Source organism: Shewanella sp. 4t3-1-2LB, assembly GCF_017368415.1.
GTDB classification, from domain to species: domain Bacteria; phylum Pseudomonadota; class Gammaproteobacteria; order Enterobacterales; family Shewanellaceae; genus Shewanella; species Shewanella fodinae.
Genome location: NZ_JAFNJD010000067.1, coordinates 1 through 11,677, shown reverse-complemented (window position 1 = coordinate 11,677; position 11,677 = coordinate 1). Strand labels below are relative to the sequence as shown.

The window sequence follows — 11,677 nt, the reverse complement described above, 5'->3', positions numbered from 1 at the left end:
GCCCGATTAGCCTGTGAAGTGAGTGGTGCAATAATGCCACCAGCAGCAGGAACCCACCGAAGCGAGTCAGGCGTTTACGCTTAACCGCAGTAGGAATCCTCGTCGTTTACGGCGAGGAGGATGTCAATGAGATTTTTGTTGATACACCCTTGGCGGTGTGTGAGCAGCGGGATCCTAAAGGACTCTACTTGAAGGCACGTACTGGAGCGATTAAGCACTTCACTGGTATCGACTCAACTTATGAGGCACCCATCGCGGCTGAAATCCATCTAAAAACCGCTGAAATGGATATTGACAGTTGTGTGTCAGCCATTTTGCAATATCTTAATGATGGCAACTATTTGCGCCAAACAGTCTCAGGATTTTGCGATGCATTATGACGTGTTTAACGGTGATGCTGATGGTATTTTGTCGCTGCTGCAGTTGCGTCAGCTTGACCCAAGAGAATCCGTGTTAGTGACCGGTGTAAAGCGCGATATTTCGTTGTTGCAACGCGTGCCGGCGAATGCTGGCGACACAGTGCAGGTGTTGGATATCTCCCTAGCGCAAAATCTTTTGCCACTGCAACATTTGCTGCAACGGGAGGTTACTGTTAACTACATTGACCACCACCGTGCTGGCGATATACCGCAATCACCATTACTGACCCCCCATATCGATCTCAGCGCAGATACCTGCACGGCACTGATTGTTGATAAACTGCTTGATGGGCAGCGCCGACTCTGGGCCATTGCCGCCGCCTTTGGCGATAACCTGTTGGTCGCGGCGCAGCGATTAGCGGCGGAATTAGCGCTGAGTGACACCGATGTCGCTTTCCTGCGCGAAATCGGCACATTAATCAACTATAACGCTTATGGTCATTGTGTTGATGAGTTACACATTGCCCCGGCGCAGCTGTATCGCCAGTTGCTGGCTTATCCCTCACCTTGGGCCGTTCGGGAAGATCTCGCCTCTCCCTTTTATGTGTTACAAGCGGCTTACGCGGCAGATATGCTGCAGCTTGACAAGTTAAGTGCCGAATACGCTGACGATTACCTGTTGTTATACCAACTGCCGGATGCCCCTTGGGCTAGACGGGTAAGTGGTGTGCTTGGCAACAAACTTGCCAATAGCAACCCCAATAAGGCGATAGCAATCGTCACCAATAATCCTGATAACACAGTGATGATTTCATTGCGGGCTCCTATCAATAATCAACAAGGAGCAGGAGAAATCTGCCAGCAGTTTGCCTCTGGCGGCGGCCGAGCAGCAGCGGGGGGGATCAATACCTTACCAGCGCAACAATTGGCGCAGTTCCGGGAATCCGTCATAGCGTATTATGCTCACTGCTAGTATAGTTGTGGCCCTTGACTCTGGAATCGGAAATTAGAGCATAGGGAACTTAAAGGTTATGAAGATTGTTGTGGTAGGTACAGGGTATGTGGGCCTGTCTAATGCGGTTTTGTTAGCGCAGAAACATCAAGTGGTTGCTATCGATGTGATCCAAGATAAAGTGGATTTAGTCAATGCGCGTAAGTCTCCAATTGCGGACCCGATGATTGAAGAGTATCTGGCGGAAAAGCATCTTAATCTTACAGCTACGCTGGATAAATCCGCCTATAAAGATGCTGACTTTATCATTATTGCCACACCTACCGATTACGACCCTAAAACTAATTACTTCAATACTGGCTCTGTGGAATCAGTAATCAAAGATGTTCTGGCGGCAAATAAGGACGTCTGTATTGTGATTAAGTCTACTGTACCAGTGGGCTACACTCAGGAAATTAAAGCAACCTATGGAACTGACAACGTAATCTTCTCGCCTGAGTTCCTGAGAGAAGGTAAGGCGTTGTATGACAATCTTTATCCATCCCGTATTATTGTGGGTGAACGCTCACAACGTGCAGAAACGTTTGCCCGCCTGCTGGCAGACTGTGCGTTGAAGCCTGATATTCCGGTATTGTTTACCGACAGTACCGAAGCTGAAGCAATCAAATTGTTTGCCAACACCTTCTTGGCAATGCGCGTTGCTTTCTTTAATGAGCTGGATACTTATGCCGACTCCCGCGGGCTCGATACCCGACAGATCATTGATGGTGTCTGTCTAGATCCGCGTATTGGTAGTCATTACAACAACCCGTCTTTTGGTTATGGTGGCTATTGCTTGCCGAAAGATACTAAACAGTTACTGGCAAATTACAACGATGTGCCAAACAATCTAATTGCCGCGATTGTAGACTCTAACCGTACCCGCAAAGACTATATGGCGGATTCGATTATCAGCCGCAAACCCAAAATTGTTGGTGTATATCGGCTGATCATGAAGAGTGGCTCCGATAATTTCCGGGCCTCGGCGGTGCAGGGGGTGATGAAACGGATCAAGGCCAAGGGTATTGAAGTGGTGGTCTACGAGCCAGTGTTGAAAGAAGAACAGTTCTTTAATTCCCGCGTTATTCGCGATCTGCATGAATTCAAAGCCATGTCTGATGTGATTATTTCTAACCGCATGATGGATGAATTACGCGATGTGGCGGATAAAGTTTACACTCGCGATCTGTTCGGTCAGGACTAAAAATAACGAAGATTTGCGGCGGCAAGTAGCCCGCTAAATGTGGGAACTTGCCTTTTTAACGAGGTTTAGGCATGAAATATTTGGTGACGGGGGCTGCGGGTTTTATTGGGGCTCGGGTAGCAGAAAAACTGTGTGAAGCAGGACACCAAGTTGTCGGTATCGACAACCTGAATGACTACTATGATGTCAGCCTGAAGCAATCCCGGCTTAATAATCTGGCGGCGTATGCGGGTTTTCGGTTTTTGAAGCAAGATCTGGCTGACCGTGATGGCATGGCGTCTCTATTTGCCGCAGAGCAGTTTCAGCGAGTGATCCATCTCGGCGCCCAAGCTGGTGTGCGTTATTCTATCAGTAATCCATTTGCCTATGCCGACAGTAACCTAGTTGGGACCTTATGTGTGTTGGAAGGCTGCCGTCACCATCACGTTGAACATCTGGTGTATGCTTCGTCTAGCTCAACCTACGGGCTTAACAAAAAGATGCCGTTTGCCACCAGTGATTCAGTGGATCATCCGGTGTCTTTTTATGCTGCGACCAAAAAGGCCAATGAGATGATGGCTCATAGTTATGCCCATCTTTATGGCTTGCCCACTACCGGGCTGCGCTTTTTCACCGTCTATGGGCCGTGGGGTCGACCCGATATGGCGCCTATGTTGTTTGCCAATGCTATCAGTGCTGATCAACCGATCAAGGTATTTAACCACGGTGATATGAGCCGGGATTTTACCTACATTGATGATATCGTGACTGGGGTGTTGTTGTGTGCTGACAAAATCCCTCAACCCAATCCGGCGTGGACGGTGGAGCAGGGCAGTCCGGCTACTAGCAGCGCGCCATACCGGATCTACAATATTGGTAACGGTAGTCCGGTGCGTTTGCTGGATTTTATCTCTGAGCTGGAACAGGCGCTGGGTAAAAAGGCCGAAAAAATTATGCTGCCAATGCAGGATGGGGACGTGCAGGCCACGTGGGCCGATACTGAAGACCTATTCCAGGCGGTAGGTTACAAACCCAGTGTTGGTATCAAGGCGGGGGTTAACGCGTTTGCCAAGTGGTACCAAGAATACTACCAGCGTTAAAACTGACAACAACAGCTAGCGGCATAGCCCTGTTAGCTGTTGTTGGCATAGGATTTTTATCACATTGGTGCTTATTCGGCATCCGCTACGGCGCAGTGTTTTTTCGCATAAATCTGCCGCCACGCTCTTCTAGTGTGACTGGCGTTGCTTGACCGCTTTCGGTAAAGTGATGCCAGAGCTAATCACGTTATTTCCTAGGGACTGCCATGTTTGCGGTTGATACCCACACTCACACCATCGCTTCTACTCACGCCTACAGTACCGTGCACGATTACCTGAATGTTGCCAAGCAGCGTGGTATACGGCTGTTTGCGTTAACTGATCATGGACCTGCAATGGCGGATGCGCCGCATTTCTGGCATTTTGTCAATTTGCGGGTGTTGCCGCGTATAGTCGATGATGTTGCCATTTTGCGCGGTATTGAGGCCAATATCTGCAACGAACAGGGCGATATTGATTATTACGGCGATTATCTGGCTGAGCTCGATCTGGTGCAGGCGGGTTTTCATGAACCCGTATTCCCCCCGTCAGATGTGGCGAACCATACTGAAGCCCTGCTTGCCTGTATCCAAAGTGGTCATGTCGACATTATCACCCACCCTGGTAATCCTCGTTATCCTATTGAGCAAGAGCTGATTGTTAGAGCTGCCGCCGAACATAATGTGGCGTTGGAGATCAATAACTCGTCGTTTGTATCTTCGCGCAAAGGCAGTGAACCGACCTGTTTGTCGATTGCAAAGTTAGCCAAGCAGTATGATGCACCGTTGGTCATGGGGTCTGATTCACACGTTGCATTTACCTTAGGGCAATTCGATGAGGCGCTGAAACTGATTGATGCCGCGGGCTATCCGCAGGAACGACTGCTGAATTACACCCCTAATAAGCTGTTGGATTTTCTGCATGAACGTGGTCACCGCACCGTCGTTGATCTGCTGGAATACTTTGCTTAGATTTAAGCGTTAGTGGTTGCTGCGGCTGCACTTTGACTTTGTAGCCTGTTGAATGCGCTGAGGTGTTGGCGTATGCGAGTCCCTAGTGATTTGGTTGCTGTGGGCAGTTGGCATGTCGTTCGAGATCAAGTATTGTCGCATGCCGCCAGCGTTTGCTGGTTGTTAGGCAACAGTAGTGACCCAATCGGTCACCGTTTTGCAAGTAATCACTTGGATTATTTGTGTGGTTATTAGCAACAGCATTGTAAGCTCAGGAGAAAGCATGATCAGATTTGGCATTGACTTGGGGGGCACGAAGATAGAACTCGTGGCCCTGGATGACTCGGGGCGTGAGCTTTATCGGCAACGTTTAGCCACCCCTAGAAATTATTCCGGCACCCTCGATGCAATCTGTAGTCTGGTCTCTACGGCTGAAAATATCCTTGGTCAGCAAGGAACTGTCGGCGTGGGTATCCCAGGTGTAGTTTCTCCTTTCACTGGTGAGGTTAAAAACGGCAACTCGGTGTGGTTGCATGGACATCCGCTAGATAAAGACCTCGGGCAACGCCTTAATCGACAAGTCCGCGTTGCTAATGACGCGAACTGCTTTGCCGTTTCAGAGGCGGTGGATGGTGCTGGTGCCGGAAAACGTCTGGTCTTTGGCGTTATCCTTGGCACCGGTGTCGGTGGTGGTATTGCGGTTGATGGTAAAGTCCATGCGGGTGGCAACGGCATTGCGGGTGAATGGGGCCATATCCCGTTGCCTTGGATGCGTCCTGAAGAGTTCCGCTCAGCAAAGTGTTTTTGCGGCAATTATGACTGCACCGAATGCTATATTTCAGGCACGGGTTTTGTGCGGGATTACAATCTAAGCGCTGAACGTAAAGTCGTTTCAGGCAATGACATTATGCAGCTGGTGGCTGAGGGCGATGAGTCGGCTACCGCAGCATTTGAGCGTTTTCTGGACCGACTGGCGCGCTCGCTGGCATCGATGATCAATATCTTGGATCCTGATGTCATTGTGTTAGGCGGTGGTATGTCGAATGTAGATGCCATTTATGAACGGTTGCCGCTGATGCTAACGCAATATGTCGTGGGCAAGGAGTGTGAAACGCCCGTGGTAAAAAATCTGCATGGCAGTTCTTCTGGCGTACGCGGTGCGGCTTGGCTGTGGCCATTATAGCCGATTAACATAAGTTCACTGGCACCCAACATGGCGGTTCAGTACAGTGCTCTCTCTAACGATTACAGCCGATAACACGACAACTCATGTTTCTAATAAAAAAAATGCTTTCTCAGCTTTTTATGCCAATCCCAATGACTTTGCTCTTATTGCTGCTGGCCTTATGGCTTTGGCGCCGACGCCCCAGACTGGCGAAAGGACTAATCGTGTGTTCCATAGCCTGGTTGCTGTTCCTTAGCAGCAGTTTTGGCAGTTACTGGTTGTTATGGCCTCTGGAACACCAATATTCGGTGAGAACTGCAGCCCCAAAGCATGCCAGCGTGGTATTGGTGTTGGGATCGGGACACGATGATGCGTTAGCGGGGGAGGCGCGTCATAAACTGTCGGCCACCGCATTGGCGAGATTAACAGAAGGGCTGGCACAAGTGAAAAAAGCGGCCAGCAATGATTGTCTGTTAGTGGTGAGTGGCTGGACTGGCGGTTTGAATAGCACGCCTCATGCTGAGCAAATGCGTGATGCCGCTGTGGCCATGGGGGCAAATCCTGAGCGGATCTTAGCGTTGTCTGATGCCCGCGATACTGTGGAAGAAGCGTTAGCCTTGCGTCAGGCATTTGGTGCGTCAGCAACCGATATGGGCGATGATGCCGTTGGCGGGCGCCAGTTAGTATTAGTCACTTCTGCTGCCCATATGCCGCGGGCCATGAAGATTTTTAAAATGGCGGGTATGGAACCTGTTGCCGCCCCGACAGATTTTCTTGCTAGGCGTGACCATTGGTGGCGCTTAAGCACTGACAATCTGGATGGTTCAGCCAAAGCAATCCATGAATATTTGGGCATGACTTGGTTGAGCATCCGTATTATGTTGGGCGTTTAGTGCTCAATCTCTCCTTACCATGAACAATGACCCGGTTGAGATCCGTACCTTAAGCAAACGCAATGCACTCACGCTGACCCTTACTGGCAGTGTTTTGCTGTTGGTGGGGCTTTGCCTGTTTGTGGGATGGCGTGAGCTTTTTGTTATTGCCTTCATGTGCTTCTTCGGTGGGGCGATAGCCTTAGTTTTGGGCGTTGCCAAACAGGTTGAACCGGAAGTGGTATTGCGGCTCGATGCTCAAGGGCTGGTGTTTTTCCACCGAAGAGGTCAGTTGCAGGTTGAGTGGCAGAATATTCAACGCCTAGATTTGCTGCGGGTTCAACGTGGCATTGATTGGCTGACATTGCCTTATCTCGGTATCAAGCTCAAAGTCATTAATCCGGTGCTTGACGGCATCTCGCCACGATTGGCAACAGGATTACTGGCGGAACAGCGTTCTTTAATGATAACGGCGGTGGCCAATGATGACGAATTGCAGAGCCTAGAGCATTACTTGTCAGCGGAGTTTGAACCGTTAGTGGTGAATGGCGATCGCTACCGTGGATTGCTAGCGATGTTTGGCCGCCGCTGTTTAATGCTGGATAAATATCTGGGGTTTCACTTATATATTCCGGTCGAGTTTCTGCCGCTGGCTCCTGAGCAATTATTGCGACAACTCAGGGAATATAGACAACAGCAGTTACGGGATCTTGATTAAATCACTTAACGCTATTTCCTTCCTCATTCCTTCCATCAATACGCTAGTCGCACGTGGATTGTCTATAATGCTTTGATTTAATTTAGATTTTATGGCTTCGAGCAGAGATTGAAAGATGGCAGAGTGCCAAGTGATCACGCTTATTTCGACTGGCAATAGATAGAAATATATTAACTTTAGCAATACACCTCCAGTGTAATGAAGACAATTTGAAGAAAGGCATGGAAGCGTGGAGTTGAAGACTGATGTACATCTCCGCACTTACATAACATGGTATGTTTTGCACTGATAGCATCAGCATAAAAAAAGGGACCCAATGGATCCCTTTATTGAATAATCCGGGGCCTTGCAGGGAGCCCCGGCGTATTCATTACTTCATGATATGGAACTTGTCGATACCGTAAGACTTACCTTGAGCATGACAGGTTGAGCAAGACTCAATTGGCAGGTCAGCGGTGGAGTCTGGGGCATCGTCAGTGGTTGCACCGTTAGACTTGAAGTGGGCTAAGGCTGCACCACTGGTGTGACAGCTGCGGCATGATTCAGCCACAGGGCTGATGTAACCACCGGTAACGGCGATAGAACGCTTACCTGAAGTCAAACCACCATCTTCAGCAAACAGTTTTGCTCCATCTTTATGACATACAGAACAGTCACTAGATGGTGCGGGGTAGCCATGTAATTCACCTGTGTTATCAAGGAATACCCCGGCAACTTCGGTGGTGTTAGAGTTCATGTTACCACTGTGGAAACGGTGGGCAACAGTCACTAAATCACGGTTATGGAAAGTTGCAGAGCCCGCAGCAGCGCTTTGAACTTCGATATTACCTTCTGCATTTTTACCTAAAGTGAGGATCTGAGTGTCTGGATGGTATGAACCGGCATAATTGTTATTATGGCAATCCATACATTGGTCAAATTTATACACTCCATGACGATTGCCTTTGATATAGTCCAGAGAGGTATGGCAAGCGTTACATTTTGCTTCTGACACTGTGATACGAACTGGGTCGGCGAAACGTGCGGTGACAGCTGTATTGCCATCCAAATCAAAGAACTTAACAGTCGATGTTGCACCTACAGGATCATCACTATTAAACATCAAATCACTTTCAGTACATGCCACAATCTTCTCATCTGAACTAACACAGAAGTTGGCTTCAGTACCAACGTAGATTGTACCGGTAGCCTGAGCATCAGTGACAGTTGCAGTCAGAGTCAGTACTCCAGCAGCTGCAGTACCTGCGTTCAGATTGGGACGAGTTCCCCAACGAGTGACTTCACCTTTGTTGTTAACGTTCCCCATCAATGTTGAAACTTTGTTGAGGACATTCAACGCAGTGACATCAGCAAGCGGTGCACCATTGAAGGTCACGTTTGCTTTGATAGTCACATCCTGATTCCCTGGAGTGGTAGACGCGGCTTTGGTGGCGCTGGTGAAATCAACAGTCAGTAATCCAGCAACTTCCGCACGTTTACCTACTTTGTGAGCATTGATAGGTGCCAACGCTCCAGTAGAGTGACATGCTGCACACTGGCTGTCATCAGCTTGAGCCAAGTTGAATTCAGAATGACCTTCACCGGTAGCCCAGTCAATATTAGAGTGACAACCGCTACAAGCTGCACGATTAGGGGTTTCCCAAGAAGTCTTGCCTTCTTCAGTACTGTGACAAACAGTACATTGATCTAGTGGTGCAGGGTAAGGAATTTCTGCCCATTCAGCAGTCTGCTTGAAGCCGTATGTAGACAACTTAGCCAGATGTTCACCGCCATGGATACGATGGATCATGGCTGGCAGGTCAAATACATAACCTTTAGCAGCATCATCGGCGTTAGGTTGTAAAGCTGGGGTATGGCATAGCACACAGTTTTCAACATTCTGGTTTCTATGTCCAATGGGCGCAGCAATACCTCCTGTCGCTGGATTTTCACCATGGCAATTCATACATGCTTGGTTGGCAACAGTATCTTTGCCGCTGGCAACACCAACCTCTCCCGTCGCTGGAACATAGGTCATGTTAGACCATACATAGTCAGGCAGTTTGTTGCCGTCAGCATCAGTCAAATTAGTGATGCGTACGCCAATACGATGCGGCGCATTCAGATCATCTGTAGCGTTCATGATCGGTGCGGCACCATCATGAGCCCAAGTACCGGTATATGAGCCCGGTGTTGCAGGATCTTCAGTAATAGTACAAGCGTTTGAGCTGCCACGAGTACCCGTTAAGGTACAGTACATTGACGTGCCGTTGCCTGCCGCAACGCCATTGTTTTGCCAATACACAGCTGGACCATCATGGGTCGCATTGGTTACTGCTGTAGCTGACATCAAACGGATTTCACTGATACCTGTCAAAGGTTTAACTTGACCAGCTTGGTTCTTGGCTGTGGCAGTAAATTTCAATGCAAAAACACCATTGCCAGCGATGGTACTACCGGCAGGGTCAATTGAAATTGTCACATCACCAGCTTTATAGACGGTAGAAACAACCGAACCAGCGTCTGTCCCATTTTGACCGTCAGTACCTGGAGTCCCTGGGGCCCCCGGAGTACCTGGTGCACCATTTGCGCCGTCTTTCCCGTCGCTGCCACAGGCTGAAAGCCCGAGCATACCTAACAGGACTAACGCGAGTAATGACTTATTATGATTTTTCATCATTGCGTCCCTTGTTCAAATTATGTGTACTGCATTTGCAGTAGCGTAAATATACCTACATATTAGGGGGTATTAAGTTAGTACATGCGCGAATTGTGAATCATGGGTTAAGAATTTGATAGAGAAATTTCTAAAATTGAAATTCGAAATTTCAATTTTAGTTTATCGTGAAATGCATTTTTTAAATTGACAAAAAATATGATGTAAATCAAAGGCCAGTCACCAAATTTACCTTGAGTGCTGACCTTGTAAAAACGCGTTAGTTTAGGTGCCGAATTGTCGCTCTTCGGGGAGAACTCTGAAACTGAGTAATCTCGTAACAACATCGGTAATTAGTTGCCGTTGTTCAGTGCTGTATCGCCGATAATCATCTGATCTTTCAATGAGTTGATAGCATGGGAGTGCTAACGTGCGTTTAAGTTTTTCTACTTCACTCGTGGATAGCAGGCAGCACTTCAATTCGCTAACTCTATCGGTTTGGCAGAGTTCAGTGGCGGGAACCAAACCTATGCTATTCATAGTCAATAAATGTGCATGCCATTCTTCAATATCTTCGACCGAATCCATCTCCAACGGGGGCAAATTTTCCTGCTGGCAGTAGAGTTCTAATGGCTCGATCTTCTCATTAAAATTTTTAATGGTCATGTAAACATAAGGATAGCGCGCAATTTCTTCCAAGGTAATATTGGAAGAATGTTGCCATATTGGATGGTCTTTACGGCAAACCATACCTATTTCTCGACATTCACCAACAGTTGTCAGTTGCAACTCTTGGTTGTCAGGTATTTCTAGGCTGATCCCCAGATCCAATTCGCCGCTATGGATCAGATCGGCAGAGTCATTCTGCCATTTATACAGACGCACCTTTCCAAGCTTATCCGTCATCTCTTTTTGACCAAACACTTTGGACAACGCGCTTAATAGACCATAGCCTACGGCAATCTGCAGAGAACCGTCAGTGCGGCAGTCACGGCTACTGCTGGCCTGTAACTCAAGCTGATAGACAGACTGTATAAAATCACAGACAGGCCGATACAAATTTTCGGCAAGTGGCGTTGCCTTCAGTTTTTGTTGGCGACGGTAAAACAACTCATCATCAAATGCCAATCTGAGCGAACTGAGGCAACGGCTGATTTTGGGGGCTGAAACTGACAATTCCCTTGCCGTGATATTTGCATGTCCTGTTTCGTAAATGGTTTTGAATACCATTAGTGTGAAAATATCCAACTCACACAATTGCTTTAAAAGTCGGCTTGCCATAGATATATCTACTCGAAAGCTGAAATGCAGTTAAAGTTAATTAACTTACGAAATATCACATAAGTCTAAACATAAGTTGTCAAAATAACTGTGATAACCCGCATTCATATCCCTAATTCAGCAATCCATGTAATAAAATTGTGATCTATGTCAAAAGCTTGGCAGTGCAATACGACCAAAGACTAAAGCTGCCTTTCTAAATAACTGTTCCAAATAGTAGATCACAGGAAGGGAACTCAGTCCTGTTTGAGCGATCAGATCTATCGCCAAACAAACCCACCACTCGCCGAGGACTGAGAATGGCCATCTTAGCACCGCTATGCCGCGCTGAGCGCAAGCGCATGCAAAAATTGATTCAAAAAACCAACGATAAGCACTTTGCCAGGCGTCTTATTGCGATGTTGATGTTGCATCAAGGGCTGCCGGTTACCCAAGTTCAGCACA

Annotated in this window: 10 protein-coding genes and 1 pseudogene; 9 read left to right on the top strand and 2 right to left on the bottom strand. The window is 47.9% G+C overall.

The window, feature by feature from the left end:
* The first annotated feature begins 95 nt into the window (after positions 1-95).
* From J3L11_RS19575 to J3L11_RS17845, 8 genes are all read left to right on the top strand, one after another.
* Positions 96-380: an adenylyl-sulfate kinase gene (locus J3L11_RS19575; RefSeq protein ID WP_207571852.1), complete on the top strand. Its 285-nt coding sequence runs from the start codon at positions 96-98 to the stop codon at positions 378-380.
* On the top strand, positions 328-1,332 hold the full coding sequence (locus J3L11_RS17875) for a DHH family phosphoesterase (protein ID WP_242695327.1): 1,005 nt from the start codon (positions 328-330) through the stop codon (positions 1,330-1,332). Before J3L11_RS19575 ends, J3L11_RS17875 begins: the two co-directional genes overlap by 53 nt.
* A 58-nt stretch (positions 1,333-1,390) precedes the next feature.
* Positions 1,391-2,554, top strand: a complete 1,164-nt coding sequence (locus J3L11_RS17870) for a nucleotide sugar dehydrogenase (RefSeq protein WP_133038630.1) — start codon at positions 1,391-1,393, stop codon at positions 2,552-2,554.
* A gap of 71 nt (positions 2,555-2,625) precedes the next feature.
* Entirely contained in the window at positions 2,626-3,633 is a 1,008-nt protein-coding gene (locus J3L11_RS17865) for an NAD-dependent epimerase (protein WP_207571851.1), read from the top strand.
* Between the two features lie 206 nt (positions 3,634-3,839).
* Positions 3,840-4,583 (top strand): phosphatase, encoded by a 744-nt coding sequence (locus J3L11_RS17860; RefSeq protein ID WP_207571850.1) that lies wholly within the window; start codon positions 3,840-3,842, stop codon positions 4,581-4,583.
* Positions 4,584-4,845: 262 nt separating this feature from the next.
* The gene (gene mak, locus J3L11_RS17855) at positions 4,846-5,745 is read left to right on the top strand and encodes a fructokinase (protein WP_207571849.1); all 900 of its coding nucleotides are present in this window, start codon (positions 4,846-4,848) and stop codon (positions 5,743-5,745) included.
* Positions 5,746-5,951: 206 nt separating this feature from the next.
* Complete coding sequence (locus J3L11_RS17850; protein WP_347566525.1) at positions 5,952-6,620, top strand: YdcF family protein; 669 nt, start codon at positions 5,952-5,954, stop codon at positions 6,618-6,620.
* Between the two features lie 19 nt (positions 6,621-6,639).
* Positions 6,640-7,317: a DUF2982 domain-containing protein gene (locus J3L11_RS17845; protein ID WP_207571847.1), complete on the top strand. Its 678-nt coding sequence runs from the start codon at positions 6,640-6,642 to the stop codon at positions 7,315-7,317.
* Between the two features lie 370 nt (positions 7,318-7,687).
* Here the strand turns inward: J3L11_RS17845 and J3L11_RS17840 are convergent, their stop codons facing one another.
* Both J3L11_RS17840 and J3L11_RS17835 read right to left on the bottom strand, forming a co-directional pair.
* Entirely contained in the window at positions 7,688-9,976 is a 2,289-nt protein-coding gene (locus J3L11_RS17840) for an OmcA/MtrC family decaheme c-type cytochrome (protein WP_207571846.1), read from the bottom strand.
* Positions 9,977-10,237: 261 nt separating this feature from the next.
* Complete coding sequence (locus J3L11_RS17835; protein WP_207571845.1) at positions 10,238-11,233, bottom strand: LysR family transcriptional regulator; 996 nt, start codon at positions 11,231-11,233, stop codon at positions 10,238-10,240.
* A gap of 299 nt (positions 11,234-11,532) precedes the next feature.
* On the opposite strand from J3L11_RS17835, the pseudogene J3L11_RS17830 reads away from it, so the two are divergent.
* Positions 11,533-11,677: pseudogene (locus J3L11_RS17830) on the top strand (IS630 family transposase); the annotation flags it as partial.

What these genes read in the sequence shown, in the direction of transcription:
- J3L11_RS17875 (WP_242695327.1), top strand. Translation starts at nt 328, where the DNA reads ATGATGGCAACTATTTGCGCCAAACAGTCTCAGGATTTTGCGATGCAT.
- J3L11_RS17870 (WP_133038630.1), top strand. Translation starts at nt 1,391, where the DNA reads ATGAAGATTGTTGTGGTAGGTACAGGGTATGTGGGCCTGTCTAATGCG.
- J3L11_RS17865 (WP_207571851.1), top strand. Translation starts at nt 2,626, where the DNA reads ATGAAATATTTGGTGACGGGGGCTGCGGGTTTTATTGGGGCTCGGGTA.
- J3L11_RS17860 (WP_207571850.1), top strand. Translation starts at nt 3,840, where the DNA reads ATGTTTGCGGTTGATACCCACACTCACACCATCGCTTCTACTCACGCC.
- mak (WP_207571849.1), top strand. Translation starts at nt 4,846, where the DNA reads ATGATCAGATTTGGCATTGACTTGGGGGGCACGAAGATAGAACTCGTG.
- J3L11_RS17845 (WP_207571847.1), top strand. Translation starts at nt 6,640, where the DNA reads ATGAACAATGACCCGGTTGAGATCCGTACCTTAAGCAAACGCAATGCA.
- J3L11_RS17840 (WP_207571846.1), bottom strand. Translation starts at nt 9,976, where the DNA reads ATGATGAAAAATCATAATAAGTCATTACTCGCGTTAGTCCTGTTAGGT.
- J3L11_RS17835 (WP_207571845.1), bottom strand. Translation starts at nt 11,233, where the DNA reads ATGGCAAGCCGACTTTTAAAGCAATTGTGTGAGTTGGATATTTTCACA.